Below are 26,271 nucleotides of genomic sequence, written 5' to 3'. Positions count from 1 at the left end.
ACGAAGCTACCGTCACCCGGAAGAACGTCGAGGGGGGTCCCCATGGTTCCGGATCCCTTTACCTCTTTTACCGACGCTGCCTCTTTCCCCGATGCCGAAAACCGGGTGACGTGAGGCGGGCCGGACCGGGAACATGGGACACATGTCCGGTCCTTCTCTGGGGTCCGGGGGTCCGGCCCCCGGAAGACACCCGATCCGTGGCTCCGTCTCGCTTCCCGAGGCCGAGCTGATGTGGCGTTTCTCCAGGTCGTCCGGGCCGGGCGGCCAGCATGTGAACACCAGCGACTCCCAGGCGGAGCTGCGCTTCGACCTCGCCGCCACCGAGGCGCTTCCCCCGGTGTGGAAGGAGCGGGCGCTGCAACGGCTGGCCGGGCGGCTGGTCGACGGGGTCATCGTCGTACGGTCCTCCGAGCACCGCTCCCAGTGGCGCAACCGCGAGGCCGCCGCCGTGCGCCTCGCCGCCCTTCTCGCGGAGGCCACCGCACCCCCGCCCAAGCCCCGCAGACCGACCCGGATCCCGCGCGGGATCAACGAGCGCCGTCTGCGGGAGAAGAAACAGCACTCCGAGAGGAAGCGGGGCCGCTCCGGCCGCGACTGGACGTAGCCGACACGCCCTGCGGTCACACTTCCGCCTCCCGATCCGTCATCCCGTCGACCGGTACGGAACGGGACGGAGAGGCTGGACCCGCTGATGAGCGACAGCGACCGCGACACTGACCAGGGCGAGCGGGACGCCGACCAGGGCGACTGCGGCAACGGCCACGGCGACCGGGACATGGACCACGGCGACCGCAGCGGCGGCAGTGACCGCCGCGGCGACACGGACTTCCTCGCCGAGCGGTTCGAGGAGCACCGCAGTCATCTGCGTGCCGTCGCGCACCGCATGCTCGGGTCGGCCGCCGAGGCCGACGACGCCGTGCAGGAGTCCTGGTTCCGGCTCAGCCGCACCGACGCCCGGCAGGTGGAGAACCTCGGAGGCTGGCTGACGACCGTGGTGGGCCGGGTCTGCCTGGACATGCTCCGCTCCCGCCGCTCCCGTGGCGAGCAGCCGCTGGACAGCTGGAACCCGGCGCCGTCCCACGAACCGGACCCCGCCCAGGACGCCCTGCTCGCAGACTCGGTCGGGGTCGCGCTCCTCGTCGTCCTCGACACCCTCACCCCGGCCGAGCGGCTCGCGTTCGTGCTGCACGACCTGTTCGCCGTGCCGTTCGAGGACATCGCCGGCGTCCTCGGCCGCAGCCCGGCCGCGGCTCGGCAGCTCGCCAGCCGGGCCCGCCGCCGGGTGCAGGGCGCGAAGGCCCCGGACGCCGATCTGGTCCGGCAGCGCCGGATCGTCGACGCCTTCCTGGCCGCCGCGCGGGACGGTGACTTCGACGGGCTGCTGGCGGTACTCGACCCGGATGTGGTGGCCCGCAGCGAGGCCGGTGTGACCAGCGGCGCCTCGGCGGTCGCCGCGGGCGCGACGAGCTACGCCGGCCTGGCCCGGGTCGCGCACCCGGCCCTGGTCGACGGCGCCGTCGGCCTGGTGGTCCTGGCCGCCGACGGCCGCCCCGAGCGCGCGCTGACCTTCACCTTCGTCCGCGAGCGCATCGCCGTCATCGAGATCGTGACCGACCCGGCGCGGGTGTCCCGGCTCGGCATCGAGCCGGCATAGCGGGTCCCGCGGTCGGGCCGAGGGCGAGTGGCGGGTCCGGCGGGCGGGCCGAAAGTGAGCGGCGGGCCCGGGGGCCGGACCGAGGGGGCGCGGCGATGCCCGACGCAGCCGGAAGGACGCACACGGGCCCGGTCAAAGGACGCACACGGGGCCGGTCAAAGGTCCAGCACACCCACCGTCTGGCCCCCGCTCGTCTCCCCGTTCGTGCGGAAGCCCAGGCGGAGGTAGAACTCCTCGGGGCCGTCCGCGCCCGGGTGCCAGGTGACGTACAGCTCCTTGGCGTCCCGGCGGCGGAGTTCGGCGGCCACGGCGTCGACGGCGAAGCGGCCGTAGCCCCTGCTCTGTTCTCCGGCGTCGATGTTCAGACGCCACAGGCCGGAGCGGATCACGCTGCCGTCGAGGCGCCAGTCGATGTCGAGGAAGGCCATCAGGAAGCCGACCGGCCGGTCGTCGTCCACGATCAGGCGTGGCCAGGCGACGCCTGCGGGTCGGACGTAGGCCTCGGCGAGGGAATGCGAGACCGGCTCGACCGCGTGCTCCTGGCCGGGGCGGACGCGGATGGCGAGGGCGGCTTCGAGATTGTGAGGGGTTATTTCTTCCAGACGGGGTGTCATTCGCGCACATTAAGCACCCCGTTCACGGCCCGGCCACGGAATTACCGGCCCGGGCCGGCCGATTAGCCCAACTGCCGGTAACGGCCCCGGAAATAGAGCAGTGGACCGCCCTCCGCGCTCGGCACCTGCGCGGTCAGCACCCGGCCGATGACGAGGGTGTGGTCCCCCGCCGTCACCCGCTGCTCGGTGCGGCACTCCAGGGTGGCCAGCGCACCGCCCATCAGCGGGGCGCCGGTGGCCTCTCCGCGGGCGTAGGGGAGGTCCTCGAAGAGCAGGCGGTCGCTGATGCGGCCCTTCATGGCGAAGCGTCCGGCGATGTGCCGCTGGCTCTCGGTGAGGACCGAGACCGCCCACAGCGGCTGTTCGTCGAGCAGGTCGTCCATGCGGGAGCCCTCGCGCAGGCTGACCAGCACCAGCGGCGGGTCCAGCGACACCGACATGAAGGCGGTGGCGGTCATGCCGACGTCCTCGACACCCGGTGCACCCGGATCGTCCGGGTCCAGCGGCGGCTCCTGCGCGGTGACCAGGACCACACCCGCGGCCAGCCGGGACATCGCGGCACGGAACTCGTCGTTGCTCACCCCCACAGCATGCCCGGAAGCGGCGGGGGCGGTGGGTGAGGGAGTCTTCAGCACGCCGGAAACGCTAATCTCCGCACGGCACGCGCCGCATCGGACCCTGGGCCGAGCCGGGTCCTAGGACCGCGGGACCAGGCGTCGGCGGAGCCGGGACCGGGAACGGACCTGGGACGGCCTTGGGGCGGCCGACCCGGGACGGCCTTGGGACTGCGGGGCGTTCGAGCGTCATGCGCCACGCACGCACAGTGTGTGTTCAGTAGACGCACAGGGAAAACGCAGAAACTCCACTCAATTGTTCACGTTCTTATGTGACTTGAGTCACAAGGGGCAGGAATTGTTGACCCTGTGTACCGAGTGGGCAGCGCGCTGTGATTCAGTGGCGGGAAGCTGTGAGACCACCGTCAGAGCACCACCGACAGCACCACCTGGCACCGCGTAAAGCAACGCCGAAGACAACCCTTGATTCGCTGCGAGGTCTCGGGGGGAGGGCGAGCATGGAGACCGAGTCGGAGCCGTATGTCCGTCTTGCGTCCCTGCGGCAGCTGCACCAGGTCATGGCCGACATGAACACGGCACGCAGCCTGGCGGACACACTGCAGACCGTGGCCGACGGCGTCGTGAACGCCCTCGGCTACGAGATGGCCTGCGTCAACCTCGTACGCCCCGACGGCGATCTCGTCGTCGCCGCCCTCTCCGGCAACTCGGCCGCCGAGGCCCTGATCACCGGACGGGTCGGCTCCCGCGACGCCTGGCTGCGCCGGCTGAACATGGGCGAGCAGTGGGGCGACCTGGTCTTCATACCGCACACCGAGGGCTGGGTGCTGGACGACGACGACGTCCCGCAGTGGTACACCGACGGGCCCGCGCCGCGCTTCGAGGACGAGTGGCACCCCTCCGACCGGCTCTTCGCGCCGATGTACACGCCCGGCGTGCAGGGCGGCTCCTCCGGTGAGCTGCTCGGCGTCATATCGGTCGACCGGCCGCGCAACGGCCGCCGCCCCGGCGCCTGGGGCCGCGAGGCCCTGCAGATGTACGCCTTCCAGGCCGCCATCGCGATCAGCAACGCGCGTCTACGTGCGAACATGCAGCGCGCCCTGGTCCGCCTGGAGCGCGAGCAGCAGGCGCTGCGGGCCAGCGAGGAAAGCTTCAGGCAGGCCTTCGAGTACGCCCCCTCCGGCATGGCGATCGCCGAGATGGGCGGCGACCAGCACGGCCGGATCCTGCGCACCAACGACGCCCTGTGCCGCCTGCTGGGCCGCCCCGCCTCCGCGATGCGCCGCTACTCCTTCTCGGATCTCGTGCACCCCGAGGACATCGGCACGCTGCTGAGGACCTCCGCGGAGGGGGGCCGCGCGGAACTCCGCCTCGGCCGCCGCGACGGCAGCTACGTCTGGGTCAGCCTGCGCAACTCCGTCGTCGCCGACGCGGCCGACGGGCCCCGCTTCCTGCTCACCCACGTCGAGGAGATCGAGGAGCGCAAGCGCCGCGAGCTGCAGCTCGCCCACCGCGCCTCCCACGACTCCCTCACCGGCCTGCCGAACTCCGCCGAGCTGCGCTCACGCCTGTCGGCCCGCCTGTGCCGGCGCCAGGCCCATGCCGGTGAGCTGGAGTCCCTCGACGCGGCCTACGGCCATCCGGCGTTCGACGCCCCCACCGCCCACGGCTTCGACTTCGCGCCGGGCGCGGAGGCGTACGACACCTTCGACCACCACGTGCACACCGTCGCCCCCGAGGACGGCCACGACGACGGCGCCAAGGGTCTCGCGGTCCTCTTCTGCGACCTGGACGGCTTCAAGTCGATCAACGACCGGTTCGGCCACAACGCGGGCGACGCGGTCCTGATCGAGGTCGCCCGGCGGCTGTCCCGGGGGGTGCGCGACGGCGACACCGTCGCCCGGCTCGGCGGCGACGAGTTCGTGATCCTCGCCGACGGCCTCGGCAAGGCCGACGCCCAGGACCTGGCGGTACGCCTGCGCAACGAGATCATCCAGCCGATCCGCGCCGAGGGCCGGGCGGTCCGGGTGGGCGCCAGTTTCGGCATCGGCTGGGCACACTGCGGCATGACGGCGGACGAAGTGTTGAAGTCAGCCGACGAGCGGATGTACGTAGAGAAACGATCTCGTCCCAAACAACATCGACGCGCCGGATGATCCGCAGGTCAGCGAGTTGATGCGGTCTGAGTCACCCGTTTGGGCCAGCCAGAGCGGGTAGGCTCGCCATTCCAATCCTGTATCGCATCCGCCCGCACCTGTTGAGGAGTACCTAGGGATGACGCCCGGCGACAACGGCGCGAGCACGCCCGAGGACGACGACCCGTTCGGCTATCTGTACGCCGACGGGCAGGCCAGAGGGGCCCAGCCGCCGTCCGGTGGGTACGGCTACCCGAACTCGGTCAGCAGGAGCAGCAGGGTGCGCGCGGTCGGCGAGCGCCAGTACGGCCAGCAGCAGGCCCCTTACGGTCAGCAGCAGCCCACCGTCCCGCAGCAGGGTGCCTACGGCCAGCCGAACGCCCACTACCAGGCCCCCGAGACCCTCCCCGGCGGAGCCCCGACCGGCCGCCAGCCCATGGCGCCCGGCGGCGGCCGCCGCGGCCCGAACACCAAGGGTTTGCTGATCGGCGCGATCGCGGTGGTCGCCGCGGTCGTCATAGGCATCGGCATCGCGGTGCTCAACGGGGACGACGGCAAGAAGACCGGCAACCAGGCCGGCACCACCCCGACCCAGTCCCAGAGCCACGAGCCGAGCCCGTCAGGGAGCAGCTCGGCTGGGAGCGGCAACCTGAAGATCGACGCTGCGGACGGCTCCGCACAGCTGTCGGGCGGTGCCACGGTGGCCTCGGACGTCAAGGGCGCGCAGGCCGCGGGCGGCAAGTACGTGGGTGGCCTGAACCAGGTCGGTTCCTCGATCACCTGGAGCGTGGACGTACCCTCGGGGGGCCTCTACACCCTGTTCGCGAACTTCAGCGCGGCCGGCTCGGACCAGACGATGACGGTCAGCGTCAACGGCAAGCCGTTCGGTACCGGGCTGCCGCTGAAGAACTACAGGCACGCCAAGGACGGCGACTTCGCGAACGGTTGGACGACGACCTACGTGTGGCCCACCCTCGAGCAGGGCTCCAATACGATCTCCGTCTCCTGCCAGCCCGGCGACAAGTGCAACGCGCTGATCGACCAGCTTTGGCTCCAGCAGGGCAAGCACACGCGGAACGGCTAAGCCGCGCTGACCACCCCGGTCACCGCCACCCGCCCCCGCAGTTCCTCGTACACCGCCGGATCGAACTCCCCCGCCACCGGGGCCCGTACCGTCGCCGCCGACAAGGCCACCGCGCGCGCCAGCCGCTCCGGCCAGGGCAGCCGTTCCACGAGTCCCGACAGCAGGCCCGCCACCGCCGAGTCGCCTGCGCCGGTCGGGTTGCCGCGGACGCGGGACGGTGGGGTGGCGCGCCAGCGGCCCTGTGGGGTGGCGGCCAGCAGGCCCTCCGGGCCGAGGGAGGCGACCACTGTGGTGGCGCCTCGGCGGCGGGCGTCCTGGGTGGCGCGCAGCGGATCGTGGGAGCCGGTGAGTTCGGCCAGTTCGTCGGAGTTGGGCTTGATGATGTCGGGGCGGGCGGCGACCCCCCGGCGCAGGGGCTCGCCGCTGGTGTCGAGGAGAACGGGGACGCCGAGGGTGCGTGCGGCTCGTACGAGGCCCGCGTAGGCGCCCACCGGCACTCCAGGCGGCAGGCTGCCGGAGAGGGCCACCGCCGAGGCGGTGGGCAGCAGTTCCTCGTACCGGTCCAGGAAGGTGCCCCATTCGGTGGGGGATATCTGCGGACCGGGTTCGTTCAACTGGGTCGTGTCGCCGGTCAGTTCGTCGACGACTGCAATCGTGCGCCGGGTCGCCCCGGTGACCGGTACCAGTGCGTCCGTCACGCCGGGCATGTCCGCGAGCCGGTCGCGTATGGCGCGGCCGGTCGCGCCGCCGGCGAACCCGGTGGCCGTCACCTCGTGGCCGAGGGCGGCCAGCACGCGGGCCACGTTCAGTCCCTTGCCGCCGGGACGCTCGATGACGTCCGAGACGCGGTGCGAGGTGTGCGGCCGCAGGGACCGGACGCGATAGGTGATGTCGAGAGCGGTGTTCAGTGTGACCGTGAGGATCACCCGGGCCGACCTCCCTCGAAGTCCGTACGTCATCGGTGACTGGGGCCCCGATCATGCCAAAGAGACGGCGGTCGGCCCAGGGGGAGGACCGGCCGCCGTCCGGCGAAGGGAGGTACGGATCAGGGCAGTTGGGGCGCAACCACCCATTCGCCCTGGCGCATCACGCCCTTGAGGTCGAAGTTCTCGTCCAGCAGGACCAGGTCGGCGTCCTTGCCGGGCTCCAGGGAACCGATGCGGTCGAAGAGGCCGAGCAGTCGGGCCGGGTTCGCCGACAACGCCGTCACGGCGTCCTCCACCGCCAGCTTGTCGACGGTCACCGCCCGCTTGAACGCGCGGTCCAGGGTGAGCGTGGAGCCCGCGATCGAGCCGCCCTCCACCAGCCGGGCCACGCCCTCGCTGACCTCGACCTCCAGCGGGCCGAGCATGTAGCGGCCGTCGCCGATGCCGGCCGCGTCCATCGCGTCGGTGATGAACGCGACCCGGGAGGCGCCCGCGTGATGGAACGCCAGCTCCAGCGCGGCCGGATGCAAATGCGTACCGTCGTTGATCAGCTCCACCGTCACTCGCTCGTCCTCCAGGAGGGCGGCGATCGGGCCGGGGGAGCGGTGGCCGAGGGTGGGCATGGCGTTGAAGAGGTGGGTGGCGACCGTGGCGCCCGCGTCGATGGCCTCGACCGTCTGCTCGTAGGTGGCGTCGGTGTGGCCGATGGCGGCGATCACGCCGTGTTCGGCGAGCAGCCGCACGGAGTCGATGCCGCCCGGCAGCTCGGTGGCGAGGGTGACCATCTTCGCCTTGCCGCGCGCCGCGTCGATCAGCTTGCGCACCTCTGCCGGCTCCGGGTCGCGCAGTAGCTCCTCGGAGTGGGCGCCCTTGCGGCACGGGGAGATGAACGGCCCCTCGAAGTGGATGCCGGCGATGTCGCCCTGCTCGGCCAGCTCGCTCAGCAGCCCCGCCTGCTGCACCAGCAGGTCCATCTCGTCGGTGACGGTGGAGGCGACCAGCGTGGTCGTGCCGTGCAGGCGGTGGGTGCGGACGGCCTTCAGGATGTCGTCCGCCGTGCCGGAGAAGGAGGCGCCGCCGCCGCCGTGGTTGTGGATGTCGACGAAGCCGGGTACCACCCAGTGGCCGGTTACGTCGATCACCTGGGCGTTTGCGGGGGCTGTGCCGGTGATTCGCCTGCCGTCGACGGCCACCTGGCCGTTTTCCACGGTTCCGGTGGGGAGGACCGCCTTTGCGCCAGTGAGTACCTGCGGGCCGGTGGGGGCTGGTCGCGCAGTTCCCCGCGCCCCTTTCGAAGCCCCCGGAGTTCGACGGTCCTGCTCGTTGGCCATCAGGTGCTTACCTCCGGAGTCGTAGGAGTGGAGCCGAGCAGATCCCGGGCGAGGAGTCCCGCGCCCAGGCAGCCGGCGGTGTCGCCGAGGGCGGCGGGGACGATGGACGGCAGTTTCTGGAAGGTGACGCGCTGCCGGACGGCGTCCCGCAGCGGTTGGAACAACACTTCCCCCGCCTCGGCAAGACCGCCACCGATGATCAGCGTGCGCGGGTCCAGCAGGGTGAGCGCGGTGACCAGCCCGTCGGCGAGCGCGTCCACCGCCTCCTGCCAGATCCGGACGGCGTTCGGGTCACCGGACGCGACGGCCTTCGCGCAGTCGGCCGCGTCCGCCTCGGGGTCCCCGCAGGCCGCCGCCCATGCCTCGCTGACCGCGGAAGCGGAGGCGTACCGCTCCAGGCAGCCGCGCTGCCCGCAGGGGCAGGGGGTGCCTGAGGGGCGTACGACGACATGGCCGATCTCGCCCGCGAAGCCGTGCGCGCCCGCCTCCACCCGCCCGTCCAGGCCGATGGCGCCGGCGATGCCGGTGCCGAGCGGCACGAACAGGAACCGGTCGGCGCCCTTGCCCGCACCGATCCGGCCCTCGGCGAGCCCGCCGGTGCGCACGTCGTGGCCGAGCGCCACGGGCACGCCGAGCCGCTCGGCGAGCAGGTCGCGCAGGGGTACGTCCCGCCAGCCGAGGTTGGCTGCGTAGACGGCGATGCCCTGCTCCTCGTCGACGATGCCGGGGACCGCGAGACCGGCCGCGGCGGCCGCTTCGCCGTAGTGCTCCACGCCGTACGCGCGCAGCTCGACGGCGAAGTCGAGGATGGTCTCGACCACCGCGTCGGGACCGCGCTCGCGGCCGGTCGCGCGGCGGGCGCGGTGCAGCAGGGCGCCGTCGTCGCCGACGAGGGCTGCCTTCATCCCGGTACCGCCCACGTCCAGGGCGATGACATGTCTCACGGGGGACAGTGTGACCCCCGGACCCACAAGAGGTCTAGTCCACTCACGTGGTGTAGACCTTATGCGTCCATATATTGAACGGTCAGACAGCAGGGTTGGGGCTTTGACGGTGGGTCGGCGTACGGCAGGAACGATCGCGGTGGTGTCCGCACTGGGCATGACGGCGGTCCTGGGCGGTTGCGGGAGCTCGGGGTCCTCCGACGTGACCCTGAAGCTGGTCGCGGCCGACTACGGCGACTCCGCCGCGAACAGCACACAGAAATACTGGGACAAGCTGGCCAAGGCGTACGAGGCCAAGCACTCCGGCGTGAAGATCCAGGTCAGCGTCTACTCCTGGAACGACGTCGACCGCAAGGTCAAGGACATGGTCGATGCCGGCCACGCCCCCGACCTGGCCCAGATCGGCGCCTACGCCGACTACGCGGCCGCGGGCAAGCTCTACCAGGTCTCCGACCTGCTCTCCATCCGCACCCAGGCCGACTTCCTCTCCCAGCTCGCCGACGCGGGCGAGTGGAAGCACGTCCAGTACGGCATTCCGTTCGGCGCCTCCACCCGGGTGCTCTTCTACAACAAGACCCTGTTCGCCAAGGCCGGCATCACCCCGCCCACCACCTGGGACGAACTGGCCGCCGATGCGAAGGCGCTCAAGGACAAGGGCGTGAAGTACCCCCTCGCGCTGCCGCTCGGCCCCGAGGAGGCCCAGGCCGAGACCATGCAGTGGCTGCTGAGCGGCGGCAACGGCTACACCGACGACATCGGCACTTACACCATCGACTCCGCGCAGAACGTCCAGACCTTCACCTGGCTCAAGGACGAACTGGTCGACAAGGGGCTGACCGGCCCCGTCGCACCCGGCAGGCTCAACCGCGCGGACGCCTTCGCCGCCTTCGCGGACGGCCAGGTCGGCATGCTCAACGGGCATCCCACGCTGATCCAGCAGGCCGGCAAGAAGGGCGTGCAGTTCGGCATGGTCCCGATGCCGGGCCGCAGCGGCAAGGCCAAGGCCTCCATGGGCGTCGCCGACTGGATGATGGGCTTCAAGCAGAACGGGCACGCGCAGCAGATCGGCGACTTCCTCGACTACGTCTACGAGCAGAAGAACGTCCTCGACTTCTCCCGCGAGTACGGCCTGCTGCCGGTCACCGGTTCCGCGTCCAACGTCATGAGCGACTCGGACGCGGCCCCGGACAAGGATCTGCACGCCTTCCTCGACCAGCTGCCGACCTCGGAGCTGTACCCGGTCGGCAAGACCTCCTGGGCGGCGGTCAGCGCGGCCGTGAAGAAGGACATAGGCCAGGCGGTGGCCCCCGACGGCAGCCCCTCCGGCGTCCTCACCCGCCTCCAGGCGGCTGCGGCGACGGCCGACAGCGGCGCGTCCTCCGCAGGCTGAGCCGGACTGGACCGGACTGGGACCGGGCCGGACCGAGCCGGACCGGGCCGGACTGGACCGGGCCGGACTGGACTGGACTGGAACGGGTCGGGTGACGCCGGCCGGGCCGGTTGTCGGTGCCCGGCGCTACGGTTGCGCACATGGAACTGGGCAGCCGTGAACAGGCCATCCTCGCGCTGGAGCGCCGGGGCTTTTCCGGGCCCGGCGCGAAGGAGCGGGCGATACGCGAGGAGCTGGGCCTGGCACCGGTGCGCTACTACCAGCTCCTGAACGCCCTGCTGGACGACGAGAGGGCACTGGCCCTGGACCCGCTGACGGTGAACCGCCTGCGCCGGGTCCGGGACTCCCGCCGATCGGAGCGCTGAGTCCGACAGCGCCGGGTGGGCCGAGGGCCGGGGCCGACAGTGGCCGTTGGGCCGAGGGCTGGGGTTGACGGGGACGCCCGGGCCGAGGGCCGAGGCTGACGGAGACGCCCGGGCTGGGGGCTCAGGGCTGAGGGCTGATGCCGACGGTGCCTCCCGGGCCAAGGGGTGAGTGAGCACGGCGCCGGGTGGGCGTAGGGCTGGGGCTGGCGGGGACGCCCGGGCCGAGCGCTGACTTTTCCCGGCCACCCGAATCTGTCGGCAGGAGCGCGCGGGGAGAGGGTGGAGGAGGAGAGGCTGCCGGGCGCGTCGCTTGTTGCACCAGCCGGCCGACCGAGTCGGGTGAGCGGGTGGGCAACGGGGTCTGGGGCGCAGCCCCAGGAGTGACCGCCGCCCACGCTGGATAGTGTCGATGCATGGACCCTCTGCCGAATCCGGCGACCCGGGCCGGGCGGGACGGACTGCAGGCGCTGCTCGCCGAGCCCCGCACCGCGGTGATCGGCCTCGACTTCGACGGCACGCTGGCCCCGATCGTCGACGACCCCGAGCAGGCCCGCGCCCACCCCGACGCCGTCCCCGCGCTCGCCGCGCTCGCCCCCAAGGTCGCCTCCGTCGCCGTGATCACCGGCAGGCCCGCCGGCGTCGCGGTCCGCAACGGAGGCTTCGCAGGCGTGCCCGGCCTGGAGCACCTCGTCGTCCTCGGCCATTACGGCGCCGAGCGCTGGGACGCCGCGACGGGCACGGTCACCGCACCTCCGCCACACCCCGGGGTGGCCGCGGTCCGCGCCGAGCTGCCGGGGCTCCTGGACCGCATCGGTGCCCGGCACGGTGCGTGGATCGAGGAGAAGGGCCGGGCCATCGCCGTCCACACCCGCCGCGCGGACGACCCGCAGGCCGCCTTCGAGGCCCTGCGTGAACCCCTGGCCGACCTCGCCACCCGGCACGGCCTGATCGTCGAGCCCGGCCGGATGGTCCTCGAACTGCGCCCGCCCGGCATGGACAAGGGTGTCGCCTTCCTCGACCACGTCCGCACCGCCGGCGCCGAGTCCGTCCTCTACGCCGGCGACGACCTCGGCGACCTCCCCGCCTACGCAGCCGTGGACAAACTCCGCTCCGACGGCACCCCCGGCCTCCTGGTCTGCAGCGGCAGCACGGAGGTCACGGAACTGGCGGAACGCGCGGACGTGGTGACGGAGGGCCCGGCGGGAGTCGTAGCCCTGCTCCGAGCCCTGGCGGACCACATGCCCTGATCACCGCCACCGGCCGTCCCACTGCCACCGGCGCACACTCGCCGACCGGCAGGCACTCGACCATCGGCAGACATCGGCAGACATCGGCCGTCAGCAGGCATTCGGCGCCCCAGGCACCCGGCCGTCACCGCTCCAGCGCCCCCAGCTGGTCCAGGAACCACTGGGCAGGCGGCAACGCGGTGGCGGCCGCGGCCAGCCTCTTCGACCGCTCCGCCCGCTCGTCCCCCGGCATGCTCAGCGCAGCGTGCAGCGCATCCGCCGTCCCCCCGATGTCGTACGGGTTCACCACGATCGCGTCCTCGCCCAGTTCCTCGTACGCCCCTGCCTCCCGCGACAGCACCAGCGCGCAGCCCTCGTCCGAGACGACCGGGACCTCCTTGGCGACCAGGTTCATGCCGTCCCGGATCGGGTTGACCAGCGCCACGTCCGCGAGCCGGTACGCCGCCAGGGAGCGCGCGAAGTCGTCCTTGACGTGCAGCACGACGGGTGTCCAACCCGGCGTCCCGTAGTGCGCGTTGATCTCCTCGGCCACCCGCTGCACCTCGGCCGTGTACTCACGGTAGACGGCGAGGTCCTGCCGGGACGGGTAGGCGAAGGCGAGGTGGACCACCCGCTCACGCCACTCGGGGTGGTCCTCCAGCAGCTGCCGGTACGCCAGCAGGCCCCGCACGATGTTCTTGGACAGCTCGGTGCGGTCCACCCGGACGACGGTCCGGCGCCCCTCGCCGATCTCCTCCCGCAGCGCGGCCATCCGTTCGTTCACGTCCGTCCGGTGCGCCCGCTCCCGCAGGAAGTCCGCGTCGGCGCCGAGCCCGTGCACCCCGATCCGGGTCCCGGAGGGGATGCCCGGCCCCAGCACCGCGTGACAGCAGTCGGTGAACGCGTCCGCCCACCGCCGGGTCAGGAAGGCCGCCCGGTCCGCGCCCAGGATGCCGGTCAGCAGCTCGGCCGCGATGTCGTCGGGCAGGAGGCGGAAGTAGTCCGGCGGGGCCCACGGGGTGTGCGAGAAGTGACCGATGCGCAGGTCGGGGCGGAGCCGGCGGAGCATCCGGGGGGCGAGCGCCAGGTGGTAGTCCTGGATCAGCACCGCCGCCCCGTCCGCGGCCTCCTCGGCCAGCGCCTCGGCGAAGGCCCGGTTGTACGCCTCGTACGCCGCCCACTGCCGCCGGAACTCCGCGTCGAAGACGGGCTCCAGCGGGGTCTGGTACAGCATGTGGTGGACGAACCACAGCACCGAGTTGGCGATGCCGTTGTACGCGTCGGCGAACACCGCCGTGTCGATGTCGAGCATGCGCACGCGCTGCCCGCCGGTCTCCTCGGGCGGCAGCAGCCCGCCCTCCGCGCGCCGCACCGCTGCGCGGTCGCCGTCGCCCAGCGCGGCGCAGACCCACACCGCATTGGTGTCCGGCCCGATGGCCGACAGCCCCGAGACCAGCCCGCCGCCGCCCCGTTTGGCGCGCAGCGAGCCGTCGTCGAGGACCTCGTACGAAACCGGGCCGCGGTTGGACGCGACCAGCACCTCAGCACCATGGGTGGAAGCCATACGCCTCAACCTAGCCCGGCCCCGAAACGCTCAAACGTACGGTCTGCCCCGGAAGGGGGCTGTATACAGCCTTTCTCGCGCGTCCCTCAGGCGACCCGGCGGGCCGCGTACTCCGCGATCTCGGCCATCGGCGGCCGCTCCTCGGTGTCCACCGAATAGGTGCGTGGCTCGAAGCCGTCCTCGCCCCGCTCGAACTGGGTGAGGGCGGGCCGCACGAGGTGGCCGCGGGCCAGCCGCAGCTGGGCCGTGCGGTAGATCGCCGCGGCCATACGGCCCAGGGCCTGCCCGTCCTGGTGGCGGTGCTTGCGCACGCCGACGTCCACCTGGGCGAGGGCGTCCAGGCCCACCAGGTGCAGCGCGTCCACGAGCATGCCCAGCTCCACGCCGTAGCCCACCGGGAACGGCAGCTGTTCCAGCAGGGAGCGGCGGGCCGCGTACTCGCCGCCGAGCGGCTGGACGAATCCGGCCAGCTGCGGCCAGTGCATGTTCAGCAGCGGGCGGGCCATCAGCTCGGTCACCCGGCCGCCCTGCCCGGCCGTCCTGCCGGAGCCGAGCGAATCCAGCTCGGTGCCGAGCGGACGGTCGTACATGGCCTTCACCAGGTCGACGTCCGGCTCGGTGAGCAGCGGGCCGACGATCCCGGAGACGAAGTCGGAGGAGAACTCCCTCAGGTCGGCGTCGATGAAGCAGACGATGTCGCCGCGGGTCACCAGCAGGGAGCGCCACAGCACCTCGCCCTTGCCGGGGACGGCCGGTATGCGCGGGAGGATGTCGTCGCGGTGGACGACCCGGGCGCCCGCGGCAGCGGCGACCTCGGAGGTGCGGTCGGTGGACCCGGAGTCGACGACGACGATCTCGTCGACCAGCGGGGTCTGCTGCATCAGGTCGTGACGGATGACGGTGACGATGTCGCCGACCGTCTCCTCCTCGTTGAGCGCGGGCAGCACGACGGAGACCGACTGGCCCGTGCGCTGCTTGGCCGCCAGGATCTTGTGGAGCGGGCGATCGGTCACGGACCAGGAGCGGGTGGCCAGCCAGCGCTCGACTTCTTCCAGCACAGTCAGCGGCTCCTCACGTTGTCTCGCGGTTCGGACGACTATCTCAACTGTCCTGGCCTTCGGTTACAGTCTTGAGCAACGCCGATGACCATCGCATGTCGGAGGTCGCCCGCGTTGACAACCGAATACCGCTCATCCAGAGGGGCAGAGGGACACGGCCCGATGAAGCCCCGGCAACCCTCCAGTCGGTTCTCGTCTTCCACGCGAGGCTCCACGGCTAGGGAAGGTGCCAAATCCGTCTCACGGCGAGATGCGTCGTGAGGAAGATGAGGAGAAAGGGCCTCGCCTCCATGGCTGTGCAGACAGTTGAAAGCACCTCCACCTCCACCGTAGACCTCGGCCCCGCCGCTGCCCTGAGCTGTCGCGAGTGCGGTCACCGCGTGCCGCTCGGTCCGGTGTTCGCCTGCGCGGAGTGTTTCGGCCCGCTGGAGATCGCCTACGACTTCTCCGCCTACGACACCGAAGAGCTGCGGCGGCGCATCGAGGCCGGTCCCGCGAACATCTGGCGGTACGCCCCGCTGCTGCCCGTCCCCTCCGACGTGGCGGACAAGCCCAACATCAACCCGGGCTGGACCAAGCTCGTCAAGGCCGACAACCTCGCGCGTGAGCTGGGTGTCACCGGCGGTCTGTACGTGAAGGACGACTCCGGCAACCCGACGCACTCCTTCAAGGACCGGGTGGTGGCCCAGGCACTGGAGGCCGCGCGCGCCTTCGGCTTCACCACGCTCTCCTGCTCCTCCACGGGCAACCTGGCCGGTGCCGTCGGCGCCGCGGCCGCCCGGGCCGGCTTCCGCTCCTGCGTGTTCATCCCGCACGACCTGGAGCAGGGCAAGGTCGTCATGGCCGCGGTCTACGGCGGCGAGCTGGTCGGCATCGAGGGCAACTACGACGACGTGAACCGCTTCTGCTCCGAGCTGATCGGCGACCCGGCCGGCGAGGGCTGGGGCTTCGTCAACGTCAACCTGCGGCCGTACTACGCGGAGGGGTCGAAGACCCTGGCGTACGAGATCTGCGAGCAGCTCGGCTGGCAGCTGCCCGACCAGCTGGTCGTCCCGATCGCCTCCGGCTCCCAGCTGACGAAGATCGACAAGGGTCTGCAGGAGCTGATCAAGCTCGGTCTGGTCGAAGACCGGCCGTACAAGATCTTCGGTGCGCAGGCCGAGGGCTGCTCGCCGGTGTCGACCGCGTTCAAGGCGGGTCACGACGTCGTGCGGCCGCAGAAGCCGAACACCATCGCCAAGTCCCTCGCCATCGGCAACCCGGCCGACGGGCCGTACGTCCTGGACATCGCGCGCCGCACGGGCGGTGCGGTGGAGGACGTGACCGACGAGCAGGTCGTGGACGCGATCAAGCTGCTGGCCCGGACCGAGGGCATCTTCGCGGAGACGGCCGGCGGGGTGACCGTCGGCGTGACGAAGAAGCTGATCGAGGACGGCGTCCTGGACCCGTCGCTCACCACGGTCGTCCTCAACACCGGCGACGGCCTCAAGACCCTCGACGCGGTGGCCGGCACCGGGCTCACCGCCACCATCCGCCCGACCCTGGACTCCTTCCGAGAGGCTGGCCTCGCATGAGCGTGACCGTTCGCATCCCCACCATCCTGCGCACCTACACCGGCGGGCAGGCCGAGGTCGCCGCCGACGGCGGGACCCTCGCCGAGGTCATCGAGGACCTGGAGAAGAACCACACCGGCATCGCCGCCCGGGTGCTGGACGACCAGGGCAAGCTGCGCCGTTTCGTCAATGTGTACGTCAATGACGACGACGTGCGCTTTGAGCAGGGCCTTCAGACGGCGACCCCGGACGGTGCCGGTGTCTCCATCATTCCGGCCGTCGCAGGCGGCTGACCGAATGACCGATCATTACCTTCGGTAACCTCGGTTACCGATTGTTCATCGAATGGCCTCCTCCGTGAGAGAAACGGAGGGGGCCATTCAGTGTGATTGAGCGCGGTACAGTTGGGGAACTCGCTCCGGACCTGCGGGTCGCAGGCCCCGGATTTCATGCCGCTCGCCCGACAAGAAGTAGCCAAAGTAAGCGGGCAATATGCGGCTTTTGTTCCAGTTTGTACAGCCCGACTTGCCCTGAATTCGGCCGAATTTTTGGCAGATTCCGGACCGTGCTCGTCCAGAATTCTCGTCCGATTGACCTGTTGCAGACGGCAGTTGGACAGATACATTCAGCCGCGGTCGACGCGTTCCGGCGCACGCCCCCGACCAATGGGGGGTGAGGTCTGACCCGGGTCCGCGAAGTGTGGATCTGTGCAAGGGCCAGTAATAGGGGAGTTAGGCATGGCTCAGGGCACCGTCAAGTGGTTCAACGCGGAGAAGGGGTACGGCTTCATCGCGGTCGACGGTGGTGCGGACGTCTTCGTCCACTACAGCGCCATTCAGATGGACGGCTACCGCACCCTGGAAGAGGGCCAGCGGGTGGAGTTCGAGATCTCGCAGGGCCAGAAGGGCCCGCAGGCCGACATGGTTCGCCTCAGCGCCTGAACGTTCTTGTGGCGAAGGGCCCGCACCGGCACAGGGTGCGGGCCCTTCGCCGTGCATGCCCTTGTTCGCCGGGGGCCGAGTGCCCCGCTGTACCCCGTGAGGCGCTTGCGCCCACCCGTGGCCCAACCACCACCCCTCAACGGCCCCGCTTCGCGGGTGCGTCTTGCACTCGCGCATGCCGAGTGCTAATCATTGGCGTTAGCACTCTGAAGGTGAGAGTGACAACGAAGGACCGGGTCGGTGAGGCCCGCAGGCCGGGTGGGGCAAGGAACCACGAGGCGTGCGAGCCGTCCGTCGCGGGCGCGGGCGCGGTCCGAAGGAATCACCCCCAGTCCTGGAGGGACCACTTCACATGGCCAAGATCATCGCGTTCGACGAGGAGGCGCGGCGCGGCCTCGAGCGCGGCATGAACCAGCTCGCGGACGCCGTCAAGGTGACGCTCGGCCCCAAGGGTCGCAACGTCGTCCTCGAGAAGAAGTGGGGCGCCCCCACGATCACCAACGATGGTGTCTCCATCGCCAAGGAGATCGAGCTCGAGGACCCGTTCGAGAAGATCGGCGCCGAGCTGGTCAAGGAAGTCGCCAAGAAGACGGACGACGTCGCCGGTGACGGTACGACCACCGCGACCGTGCTCGCCCAGGCCCTGGTCAAGGAGGGCCTGCGCAACGTCGCCGCCGGTGCCAACCCGATGGCCCTGAAGCGCGGTATCGAGAAGGCCGTCGAGGCCGTCTCCGCCGCCCTGCTGGAGCAGGCGAAGGACGTCGAGACCAAGGAGCAGATCGCCTCCACCGCGTCCATCTCCGCCGCCGACACCCAGATCGGCGAGCTGATCGCCGAGGCCATGGACAAGGTCGGCAAGGAAGGCGTCATCACCGTCGAGGAGAGCAACACCTTCGGTCTGGAGCTCGAGCTCACCGAGGGCATGCGCTTCGACAAGGGTTACATCTCCGCCTACTTCGCGACCGACATGGAGCGCATGGAGGCGGTGCTCGAGGACCCGTACATCCTCATCGCCAACTCCAAGATCTCCTCGGTCAAGGACCTGCTCCCGCTGCTGGAGAAGGTCATGCAGTCGGGCAAGCCGCTGCTGATCATCGCCGAGGACGTCGAGGGCGAGGCCCTGTCGACCCTGGTCGTCAACAAGATCCGCGGCACCTTCAAGTCCGTCGCGGTCAAGGCTCCGGGCTTCGGCGACCGCCGCAAGGCCATGCTCGGCGACATCGCCATCCTCACGGGCGGCGAGGTCATCTCCGAGGAGGTCGGCCTCAAGCTGGAGAACGCGACCCTGGACCTCCTGGGCCGCGCCCGCAAGATCGTCATCACCAAGGACGAGACCACCATCGTCGACGGTGCCGGCTCCTCCGAGCAGGTCAACGGCCGGGTGAACCAGATCCGCGCCGAGATCGAGAACAGCGACTCGGACTACGACCGCGAGAAGCTGCAGGAGCGCCTGGCGAAGCTCGCCGGCGGTGTTGCGGTCATCAAGGCCGGTGCCGCCACCGAGGTGGAGCTCAAGGAGCGCAAGCACCGCATCGAGGACGCCGTCCGCAACGCGAAGGCGGCCGTCGAGGAGGGCATCGTCGCCGGTGGTGGCGTGGCCCTGCTGCAGGCCTCCCAGGTCTTCGAGAAGCTGGAGCTGGACGGCGACGAGGCGACCGGCGCCAACGCCGTGAAGCTCGCGCTGGAGGCCCCGCTGAAGCAGATCGCCGTCAACGGTGGTCTCGAGGGCGGCGTCGTCGTGGAGAAGGTGCGCAACCTGGCCGTCGGCCACGGTCTGAACGCCGCCACCGGCGAGTACGTCGACATGATCGCCGAGGGCATCATCGACCCGGCGAAGGTGACCCGCTCTGCCCTGCAGAACGCCGCCTCCATCGCCGCGCTGTTCCTCACCACCGAGGCCGTCATCGCCGACAAGCCGGAGAAGGCCGCCGCGGCCGCTCCGGGCGGCATGCCGGGCGGTGACATGGACTTCTGATCGACCTGACGGTTGATCGCCTGTCCTACGACCGAGGGCGGTACGTCCAGCTTCTGGCTGGGGGTGCCGCCCTTGGGCGTTTTCAGTCGGCGTACTCCTTGAGAGCGTCGGTGTCCAGGGTGATGCTCACCGGCGGCGGGAGCTCGACGGTGGCGCCCCAGGGATAGGACGGGGACCGCTGGTAGCGGCCGTCCTTCGGCTCGCTGTGGACGGTGACCGTGTTGTGGTCGCGGTCGATGAGGAGGTAGACGGGAATCTCGGCCGTCGCGTAGCCGATCGGCTTGTCGACGCGGTCGCGTTGGTTGGTGCCGTGGTCGCGGACAGTGATCTCCAGGACCATCAGGATGCCATCAGGGTCGGACCATTCGCCGTGCCCTTTGAAGTGGCCGCGCCGCGCGAAGGCTCCGTCCGCGCGGGCTCGTCCATTGCGGTCGGCCTGTGTCTTGACGCCAGAGAGGGGATAGAGGCCATGGCCGGGCCGCTGGAGGAGGCACTGGCGCATCAGCCAGGTGTGAATGCAGGAGTGATTGCCGTCCTGAGGAGCCTTGACCTCTAGTTTTCCGTTGATGTACTCAAGCCGGACGGTCTCAGGCGCCCGGCGCTCCAGCTCCTCGAAGTCCTCTACACCGAGTGGATCCTTGGTGCGGACTCGCCCGTTGACGAATTCGAGGCAGACGTGCTCAGGGGCCGCTTCGGCCAGTTCCTCGAAGTCCTCGGTGGGCATCGGAAGAATCATCCCGGTGTCCTCTCATGTCGTCGTACGGACATCGCAGCCCGAATTTCGCCCACACGGGCGTGGACCGCAGGGGCGGGCAGAGGCGTACGAGGGTGTGCGGGGGCGCGTTCGCCTCGGCAGCCGCCGCACACGCCTCCCGGCAGTGCTTCCGGCCGCCCCGGTACTCCGCACTCCGCACACTCCAGGACCCGGCGGGGCGGGCGTGGGGCGGGTGGCTCCGGCGGGAGTTTGTCGGTCAGCCGGCTGCGGAGCAGGGCCGCCGGGCTGTGGACGGGCGTCGGCAGGCCTGCGGTCAGCGCGGCCCGGAGCGTCTCCTCGGTGGCCCCGCGTGCGAACCATTCCTCCACCAGCGGGGCGAGCGCCGCGCAGTCGGCGGCGGAGAGGGACAGGACCGGGGTCGTACGACCCAGGGCGGCGAGGAGGATGTGGGCGCGGGAGCGGGTGGGGCGGGTGCGTTCGTCCGGTGGCTGCTCCGGTTCCGGTACGTCGCCACGCGTGAAGGCTGCCCACCAGGTGTCGTCACGTGCCGTACGGGAAAACCACGATCGGGTGATCCAGCGCGAGCCGCCCGAGTCGGTCCCCAGCCGTTCCCGGCCCCGCCTCAGGTGCCCTGCCCGCTGGAGGGTGTTGAGGGCCGTACGTAAGGCGCACTGGCCGTACGGGAGCGTCTTGGCCAGCGTCTTCACGGAGATGTCGGTGCCTTCGGGGAGGCGGTCGATGTACACGGCGATGGCGGCTTCGCGGGGAGGTAAGTGCGCGAAGTCGTGGTTGGTGCGGGGGAGTTGATCGGGTGCGGACCGCTTGCCGTAACCCGGATTGGCCATCGGGTGCGGGGAGGCGTGCGCGGGCAGGAGGGCAGCACTAAGCTTGGCGTCAGCCATGGGATCGGGCCTCGATCTCGTTGGTCAAGCCCCCGCAGGTGTTGGTAGCACCTGGCGGGGGCTGTTCGTTATGCGGGCACGCTAAAGGATCGTCACAGTGCGTCGCAAGTCGAACGCGTCAAGTCAACTCGCCGGGTGGGAGGGTGGGTTGAGGCCCTCCACCCGTTCCTTGGAAAGAGCGCTCGGAGCTGGGTGCTCGAGCTTCGGGGAGTACGCGTACCGGGTCGTGGGCTCTAAGGGGCCATGTCGAGCAGAGCCGCCGCCGTGGCGGTCGGATAGTGGCGGACGCGGTTGCCGTCGCGGTGGCTGGTGATCAACCCTGCCTCGCGTAGCACGGCGGCGTGTTCGGAGGCGGTGGCCAAGGCGACGTCGGCGCGGTGGGCGAGATTCGCGGTGGTGAGGCCGGGGGCTGCGGCGATGGCGTGCAGAACGGTGGACCGGGTGGTACCCATCAATCTGCCGAGCGCGGCTGTGCTGCGGAGCTCCTGGTCCGGTCCGGTTCCGGCAAGCGGGTTGGCGGCGACGGGGTCGAACGGCAACGGGTACGCCAGTACGGCCATGGTGCCGGCATCGTCGCCCAGGCGCAGTCGAGGCATTGGGCCGCAGAACAGCATCGGAGCCAGGCGCAGGCCGCGTCCGGCCAGGTCGATGTCCGCCTCGATCGAGGAGGGCAGGGTCAGGACGGGCGGTTGCCAGGTGATGGCCGGGTGCAGTCGGCGTAGCAGGGCGTCGATCCCGCGGTGGGTCAAGATGGTCGTCTTGCAGGCTAAGTCGGCGTCCAGCGCAGCCTGCATATGGCGCTCGTACGGAGCGATGGCAAGCTGGTTCCAGGCGGCCAGTGCATCGGTGACGGCGGTCATGGCGTCGGAGTCACCGTCTGTCAGCTTGCGTACCCAGCCGGGCAGTTGGCCGGTGGCGCCCAGCCGCGTGAGGTCGGCGAGGACCTGCCGCGCGGATGTAGCTCGGATGGCCTCCAGAGCGGCAGCTCCGCTTGCGGTGTCGCGGACGACCGGAGTGAGGAAGTCCGGGATCCAGCCGCGGGCCGGCACGAGGTCCGACAACGGGCGAACGGTGGCAGGTATCCGCCCGCGGAGGTTCGCACGCCACTGCCCGAAACGTAGTTGCTGGTCGGTACGGGACAGCATCTGCAGGCTCAGCACCGCCTCGCTCATCAGTGGCGGCATGTCGTTGAACACCACCTTGGCCAGGTCTTCGAAGGTGAAGTGAAGTCGCAGCACCGTATGTCCCCCCGTGACGTCCGCCGTCGGCAAGCGCCGAAGCTACCGGCCGGTTTCGGGCTGGGGCGAAACACTGTGCGACGCCTGTCAGGCCCCTGCCAGGCTCGCATCGTCAGGCCGGTCCGGGACAAAGCGTCAGACGTGAACGCGTCAGTTCCGTGGTTTCGGCCTCCGAGTCCCGGATGAGAGATGGGGAAGCCTTGTCTGCACTGCCGAAAGCACCCAGGATCCGCCGCACCATCGCCATGACCGCCGCCGCGCTCGCGTTCGCCGGCGGCGCCACGGTGGCCACCACCGGCACCGCGCACGCAGTGTCACCGGCCGGTTGCTCGTGGACCCGCCAGGGCAACGACGGCACCGAGTACGTCAAGGACGGCAACGGGAACTGGCTCATCGTCGGCTGGATCGAGCAGCAGTACGACTACTGCGGGAACACGCGAGCCGTCTTCAACTGGAACAACAATTTCCGCACGACGGCTCACCCCGGCATCACCGGTGCCTGGGTCACTGCCATGGACCAGTCGTGGGAGGACCTCGGCACCTGGACGTCCAGCGGGCAAGTGGGATCCCTCGCGGGCCCCTCCGTCCCCTCGCCCTCGATCGGGGTGCACACCAATGGGGTGGACGGTTGGACCAGTGAGTCCCGCCTGCACATCACCTACAGCAACGGCGTGGTGAAGGACTGTTGGGCCTACAGCGACACCCACGACTACCACAGCGGCAACACGATCTCGGGGCATGAGGACAAGTGGTGTCAGGCCTCCTGACACCAGGGAGAAGGCGAGGGGTCGCAATACGCAAGGGGGATTGCGGCCCCCGACCCCTGGAAGGCGTCGGCCACTGTCGCGCCGGCCTGACCGTCGCTCCTTGATGAGGAGCAACCGCCAACAGTGCACACACTCCTCCGGCCTCGCAGCGGCCTTGTGCGGCGGGGGTTGTTGGGGGTGCAGAAGGACCGGCCGCCTCTTCTGGCGAAGACTGGCTTGTGATCACGCACCTTTCACGTCTGCGACGAACGCCGCCCACGCCTCCGCCCGGAACACGAGCTTCGGGCCGAGGGGGATCTTGGAGTCGCGGACGGGGATGAGGGTGGAGTGGCCGTCGGCGACTTCGAGGCAGTCGCCGCCGTCGCCGCCGCTGTACGTCGACTTGCGCCAGCGGGCGACTTCCAGGCAGTCGCCGCCGCTGCCGCCGCTGTAGCTGGACTTGTACCAGACGGCCGCGTCCAGGTCGCACTCAGGCATGGTCCTCATGCGCGTAATCCTGCGCCATCGTCTCGATGAGGACCAGGGAGTTCTGCGGCGGGAGTGCGCAGGCCGTGAGGAGTTCGTAGATGAACCGATGATGCCTGACGAGGGCCGGGTCGTCCTCCAGCCGTCCGGTGCCGACCCCCTCGAAGTACACCAGCGGAGGAGCGTCCTCGAAGTCCATCAGCTTGATCGCACCCTGCATCGCCGCGTGCGCCCCCGCGCCGAACGGCAGCACCTGAACGATGGCACGGCCCCTGTGGGCCAAGTCGGCGGTGTGGCGCAGGGCCTCCGTCATCACCTTGGCCCCGCCCGTCACCCGGCGCAGCGCGGCCTCGTCGATCACCGCCCACAACAAAGGGTCTGTTGGATTGTCGAGGATGCGGGCGCGCTCTATCCGGGCGGCCACCAGCTTGTCGATCTCCTCCTCGGGCGCCGTCGGCTGGTACGCCCGGCACACGGCTCGTGCGTACGCGGGCGTCTGGAGCAGTCCCGGGATGAGCAGCGGCGCGTACTGCCTGATTGCCGTAGCGACTGCCTCCGCCTCGGCGGCTTCTGCAAAGTGCTCCGGGTACTTCGACTTGGCCACCGCCGCACAGTTCCGCTGGAAGAAATCCTCCGTGCCCAGAACCTCATCCAGCATCCGCGCATACTCCGGCTGCATCCGCCGCGTCCCCGCCTCCAGCTGCCCGATGAACGATCCGCTCACGAACAACCGTTGGCCCAGCTCCTCCTGGCTTATCCCGGCCTTCTCGCGGGCGTGTCGCAACTCCGCACCCAGCAGAGCCCTGGGTGATGACGACGGGTCGAGGTCCTTCGGTCCTGCCATGGCAACTCCCGGTCTGACAGCAGGGGTTGTTGGGGCGTCGTATCTAGCCAGGTTAGGGCGCCGATGGACACGCTGTGTGGTGAAAGCGAACACTCAGCGTGGAGGAATTGGCGCAATGGAGACGAAGGAATCGGCAGCGGGCGAGCGGCCCGCCCGATCGGCCCAGGAGGCTGTCGAGCGGCTGCGTGCCGCCCTGCACGAGGTGGGGATCATCCTGCCGTCGCTGCGTATCGACCCGGTCACCGGCGCCCACGGCCACCCGTACGCCCTGGTCGACCTGGGCCGCTGCAACCTGGGGGTGGCTTCGCGGCTGGCTGCGGCTCTTCGGGCGAAGGCCGCCGACGCGTGAGCGCTGTGCCCGAGTACGCCGTGGACACCCGCAGCGGGCGGCTCGGTGAGGTGATGGGGCACGTGGGTGGGTATGTGCAGCTGCGCCCCGTGGGCGGCGGGCGGGAGTGGGACTGTCCGCCGGGGGAGCTCGGGGAGGTGGCGCCGGGCGAGGTGCTGCGGGAGCGGGTGCGGCGGCTGAACCGGGAGAGTGTGACCGGTGTCACGTAAAAGTGTCCGCCGGGGCGGAATGTGGTCCGGCGCATAGGCGATTACTTAAGAGGCTGCAACAATGCATGCTCACATACCGACCGGTTGACCCCGCCATTCACGAGGAGCCCCCCACGTGACCGTCACGACGCCCGCCTCCCGCGCGGCCCAGATCCTGTCCCGCCCGATCACGCTCAACGGACTCACCGTCCCGAACCGGATCGTGATGGCCCCGATGACCCGCATGTTCTCCCCGGGCGGCATCCCCGGCGAGGACGTGCGTTCCTACTACGCGCGCCGCGCCGCCGCCGGTGTCGGACTGATCGTCACGGAGGGGACGTACGTCGGTCACGCGTCGGCCGGGCAGAGCGACCGGGTGCCCCGGTTCCACGGGGAGGAGCAGCTGGCGGGCTGGGCGAGGGTCGCCGAGGACGTGCACGCGGCGGGCGGCACCATCGTCCCGCAGCTGTGGCACATAGGCATGGTCCGCAAGGATGGCGACGCCCCCTTCCCGGACGCTCCCGCGATGGGCCCGTCCGGTCTCGTCACCGAGGGTGCCGAGCCCACCGGCAAGGCCATGACCCAGCAGGACCTGGACGACGTCGTCGCCGCGTTCGCCGAGGCCGCTGCCGCCGCCGAGCGCATCGGCCTCGACGGTGTCGAGCTGCACGGCGCCCACGGCTACCTCCTCGACCAGTTCCTGTGGGCGGGCACCAACCGCCGCACGGACGCGTACGGCGGCGACCCGGTGGCCCGCACCAAGTTCGCGGCGGAGATCGTCGCGGCGGTCCGCGAGGCGGTCTCCCCCGAATTCCCGGTCATCTTCCGCTACTCGCAGTGGAAGCAGCAGGACTACGGCGCCCGCCTCGCCGAGACCCCCGAGGAGCTGGAGGCGATCCTCACCCCGCTGGCCGCCGCCGGCGTCGACGTCTTCCACGCCTCCACCCGCCGCTACTGGGTGCCCGAGTTCGACGGCTCCGACCTGAACCTCGCGGGCTGGACCAAGAAGCTCACCGGCAAGCAGGTCATCTCCGTCGGCTCGGTCGGCCTCGACGGCGACTTCATCAACGCCTTCCAGGGCGAGGGCTCCCCGGTCCAGGGCATCGACAACCTCCTGGACCGCCTGGAGGCCGACGAGTTCGACATGGTCGCCGTCGGCCGCGCGCTGCTCCAGGACCCCGAGTGGGCGGCCAAGGTGCTCGCCGACCGCTTCGAGGAGCTGAAGCCGTACGACGCGGCCGCGGTCAAGACCCTGAGCTGACGCCGCGCGCCGGTCCGGGCACTCGTGATCGTCGTCGTGCGTTCTCCTGATGACCAGTGAGGAGCGAGCATGACGACGACCGAGCCCCCGGCCGGGGCGGCACGGACCGCAGGACCCGTGGTGGGGGCCGCCGCAGGGGGGGGGGGGGGCGCTGAAGAGGTGGGGGTTGGGGGCTTAGGGGGGGGTCCCCTAGCCGGACCCCCCCGCGGG

General features: G+C 70.5%; 27 protein-coding genes and 1 riboswitch. Of the genes, 15 read left to right on the top strand and 12 right to left on the bottom strand.

The window, feature by feature from the left end; genetic code table 11:
- Positions 1–142 precede the first annotated feature (142 nt).
- Entirely contained in the window at positions 143–604 is a 462-nt protein-coding gene (gene arfB, locus AB0H32_RS24370) for an alternative ribosome rescue aminoacyl-tRNA hydrolase ArfB (protein WP_361124246.1), read from the top strand.
- Positions 605–775: 171 nt separating this feature from the next.
- Entirely contained in the window at positions 776–1,654 is an 879-nt protein-coding gene (locus AB0H32_RS24365) for a sigma-70 family RNA polymerase sigma factor (protein ID WP_361124269.1), read from the top strand.
- A gap of 155 nt (positions 1,655–1,809) precedes the next feature.
- Here AB0H32_RS24365 and AB0H32_RS24360 read toward each other — a convergent pair whose 3' ends face one another.
- Positions 1,810–2,268: a GNAT family N-acetyltransferase gene (locus AB0H32_RS24360; protein WP_361124244.1), complete on the bottom strand. Its 459-nt coding sequence runs from the start codon at positions 2,266–2,268 to the stop codon at positions 1,810–1,812.
- Positions 2,269–2,330: 62 nt separating this feature from the next.
- Entirely contained in the window at positions 2,331–2,903 is a 573-nt protein-coding gene (locus AB0H32_RS24355) for a flavin reductase family protein (RefSeq protein WP_361124242.1), read from the bottom strand.
- Positions 2,904–3,340: 437 nt separating this feature from the next.
- On the opposite strand from AB0H32_RS24355, the gene cdgB reads away from it, so the two are divergent.
- Both cdgB and AB0H32_RS24345 read left to right on the top strand, forming a co-directional pair.
- The gene (gene cdgB / locus AB0H32_RS24350) at positions 3,341–4,996 is read left to right on the top strand and encodes a diguanylate cyclase CdgB (RefSeq protein ID WP_361124240.1); all 1,656 of its coding nucleotides are present in this window, start codon (positions 3,341–3,343) and stop codon (positions 4,994–4,996) included.
- A gap of 118 nt (positions 4,997–5,114) precedes the next feature.
- Positions 5,115–6,059 carry a carbohydrate-binding protein gene (locus tag AB0H32_RS24345; RefSeq protein ID WP_361124238.1) on the top strand — a complete coding sequence of 315 codons (945 nt, stop codon included), beginning with the start codon at positions 5,115–5,117 and terminating at the stop codon, positions 6,057–6,059.
- Here the strand turns inward: AB0H32_RS24345 and AB0H32_RS24340 are convergent.
- The 3 genes from AB0H32_RS24340 to AB0H32_RS24330 form a co-directional block, all read right to left on the bottom strand.
- A complete protein-coding gene (locus tag AB0H32_RS24340) occupies positions 6,056–6,985 on the bottom strand; it encodes a 1-phosphofructokinase family hexose kinase (RefSeq protein ID WP_361124236.1) in 930 nt (309 codons plus the stop codon). The genes AB0H32_RS24345 and AB0H32_RS24340 overlap by 4 nt on opposite strands.
- Positions 6,986–7,104: 119 nt before the next feature.
- Positions 7,105–8,316: an N-acetylglucosamine-6-phosphate deacetylase gene (gene nagA, locus AB0H32_RS24335; protein WP_361124234.1), complete on the bottom strand. Its 1,212-nt coding sequence runs from the start codon at positions 8,314–8,316 to the stop codon at positions 7,105–7,107.
- A complete protein-coding gene (locus tag AB0H32_RS24330; protein ID WP_361124232.1) occupies positions 8,316–9,260 on the bottom strand; it encodes an ROK family protein in 945 nt (314 codons plus the stop codon). The genes nagA and AB0H32_RS24330 overlap by 1 nt, the downstream gene beginning before the upstream one ends.
- 139 nt (positions 9,261–9,399) lie before the next feature.
- Between AB0H32_RS24330 and AB0H32_RS24325 the strand changes: the two genes are divergently transcribed.
- From AB0H32_RS24325 to otsB, 3 genes are all read left to right on the top strand, one after another.
- Positions 9,400–10,650: an extracellular solute-binding protein gene (locus AB0H32_RS24325; protein WP_361124230.1), complete on the top strand. Its 1,251-nt coding sequence runs from the start codon at positions 9,400–9,402 to the stop codon at positions 10,648–10,650.
- A gap of 140 nt (positions 10,651–10,790) precedes the next feature.
- Positions 10,791–11,015 carry a DUF3263 domain-containing protein gene (locus tag AB0H32_RS24320; RefSeq protein WP_361124229.1) on the top strand — a complete coding sequence of 75 codons (225 nt, stop codon included), beginning with the start codon at positions 10,791–10,793 and terminating at the stop codon, positions 11,013–11,015.
- 413 nt (positions 11,016–11,428) lie between these two features.
- Positions 11,429–12,262 (top strand): trehalose-phosphatase, encoded by an 834-nt coding sequence (gene otsB / locus AB0H32_RS24315; RefSeq protein ID WP_361124227.1) that lies wholly within the window; start codon positions 11,429–11,431, stop codon positions 12,260–12,262.
- A gap of 124 nt (positions 12,263–12,386) precedes the next feature.
- Here the strand turns inward: otsB and AB0H32_RS24310 are convergent, their stop codons facing one another.
- Together AB0H32_RS24310 and AB0H32_RS24305 are read right to left on the bottom strand one after the other, a co-directional pair.
- Complete coding sequence (locus AB0H32_RS24310; protein ID WP_361124225.1) at positions 12,387–13,805, bottom strand: trehalose-6-phosphate synthase; 1,419 nt, start codon at positions 13,803–13,805, stop codon at positions 12,387–12,389.
- An 86-nt stretch (positions 13,806–13,891) separates the two neighbouring features.
- Entirely contained in the window at positions 13,892–14,863 is a 972-nt protein-coding gene (locus tag AB0H32_RS24305) for a glucosyl-3-phosphoglycerate synthase (RefSeq protein WP_361124223.1), read from the bottom strand.
- A gap of 129 nt (positions 14,864–14,992) precedes the next feature.
- A riboswitch (SAM riboswitch) is annotated at positions 14,993–15,136 on the top strand.
- Positions 15,137–15,153: 17 nt separating this feature from the next.
- Between AB0H32_RS24305 and thrC the strand changes: the two genes are divergently transcribed.
- From thrC to groL, 4 genes are all read left to right on the top strand, one after another.
- Complete coding sequence (thrC, locus tag AB0H32_RS24300; RefSeq protein WP_361124221.1) at positions 15,154–16,437, top strand: threonine synthase; 1,284 nt, start codon at positions 15,154–15,156, stop codon at positions 16,435–16,437.
- Positions 16,434–16,709 (top strand): MoaD/ThiS family protein, encoded by a 276-nt coding sequence (locus AB0H32_RS24295; protein ID WP_361124220.1) that lies wholly within the window; start codon positions 16,434–16,436, stop codon positions 16,707–16,709. The genes thrC and AB0H32_RS24295 overlap by 4 nt, the downstream gene beginning before the upstream one ends.
- A 444-nt stretch (positions 16,710–17,153) precedes the next feature.
- On the top strand, positions 17,154–17,357 hold the full coding sequence (locus AB0H32_RS24290) for a cold-shock protein (RefSeq protein ID WP_004929928.1): 204 nt from the start codon (positions 17,154–17,156) through the stop codon (positions 17,355–17,357).
- Between the two features lie 352 nt (positions 17,358–17,709).
- Entirely contained in the window at positions 17,710–19,332 is a 1,623-nt protein-coding gene (gene groL / locus AB0H32_RS24285; RefSeq protein ID WP_361124218.1) for a chaperonin GroEL, read from the top strand.
- Between the two features lie 82 nt (positions 19,333–19,414).
- Here the strand turns inward: groL and AB0H32_RS24280 are convergent, their stop codons facing one another.
- From AB0H32_RS24280 to AB0H32_RS24270, 3 genes are all read right to left on the bottom strand, one after another.
- Positions 19,415–20,056 carry a Uma2 family endonuclease gene (locus tag AB0H32_RS24280; protein WP_361124217.1) on the bottom strand — a complete coding sequence of 214 codons (642 nt, stop codon included), beginning with the start codon at positions 20,054–20,056 and terminating at the stop codon, positions 19,415–19,417.
- An 8-nt stretch (positions 20,057–20,064) separates the two neighbouring features.
- Entirely contained in the window at positions 20,065–20,949 is an 885-nt protein-coding gene (locus AB0H32_RS24275) for a hypothetical protein (RefSeq protein WP_361124215.1), read from the bottom strand.
- A gap of 233 nt (positions 20,950–21,182) precedes the next feature.
- Positions 21,183–22,187, bottom strand: coding sequence for a winged helix-turn-helix domain-containing protein (locus AB0H32_RS24270; protein WP_361124213.1), 1,005 nt, complete (start codon positions 22,185–22,187; stop codon positions 21,183–21,185).
- Positions 22,188–22,387: 200 nt separating this feature from the next.
- Here AB0H32_RS24270 and AB0H32_RS24265 point away from each other — a divergent pair, with 200 nt between their 5' ends.
- Positions 22,388–22,954, top strand: a complete 567-nt coding sequence (locus AB0H32_RS24265) for a hypothetical protein (protein WP_361124211.1) — start codon at positions 22,388–22,390, stop codon at positions 22,952–22,954.
- A 222-nt stretch (positions 22,955–23,176) separates the two neighbouring features.
- Here the strand turns inward: AB0H32_RS24265 and AB0H32_RS24260 are convergent, their stop codons facing one another.
- Positions 23,177–23,440, bottom strand: coding sequence for a DUF397 domain-containing protein (locus AB0H32_RS24260; protein WP_361124210.1), 264 nt, complete (start codon positions 23,438–23,440; stop codon positions 23,177–23,179).
- The gene (locus AB0H32_RS24255) at positions 23,424–24,263 is read right to left on the bottom strand and encodes a helix-turn-helix transcriptional regulator (RefSeq protein WP_361124208.1); all 840 of its coding nucleotides are present in this window, start codon (positions 24,261–24,263) and stop codon (positions 23,424–23,426) included. Before AB0H32_RS24255 ends, AB0H32_RS24260 begins: the two co-directional genes overlap by 17 nt.
- A 115-nt stretch (positions 24,264–24,378) precedes the next feature.
- Between AB0H32_RS24255 and AB0H32_RS24250 the strand changes: the two genes are divergently transcribed.
- The 3 genes from AB0H32_RS24250 to AB0H32_RS24240 all read left to right on the top strand — a co-directional run bounded on the left by AB0H32_RS24250 (position 24,379) and on the right by AB0H32_RS24240 (position 26,061).
- Complete coding sequence (locus AB0H32_RS24250; protein WP_361124206.1) at positions 24,379–24,612, top strand: hypothetical protein; 234 nt, start codon at positions 24,379–24,381, stop codon at positions 24,610–24,612.
- Entirely contained in the window at positions 24,609–24,821 is a 213-nt protein-coding gene (locus AB0H32_RS24245; RefSeq protein ID WP_361124204.1) for a hypothetical protein, read from the top strand. The genes AB0H32_RS24250 and AB0H32_RS24245 overlap by 4 nt, the downstream gene beginning before the upstream one ends.
- 115 nt (positions 24,822–24,936) lie before the next feature.
- Positions 24,937–26,061, top strand: a complete 1,125-nt coding sequence (locus tag AB0H32_RS24240; protein ID WP_361124203.1) for an NADH:flavin oxidoreductase — start codon at positions 24,937–24,939, stop codon at positions 26,059–26,061.
- The last annotated feature ends 210 nt before the right edge of the window (positions 26,062–26,271 follow it).

Source organism: Streptomyces sp. NPDC020362 (assembly GCF_040642095.1).
GTDB lineage: Bacteria > Actinomycetota > Actinomycetes > Streptomycetales > Streptomycetaceae > Streptomyces.
Note: the sequence above shows the minus strand (reverse complement) of the source record. Positions and strands in the feature narration are given on the sequence as shown.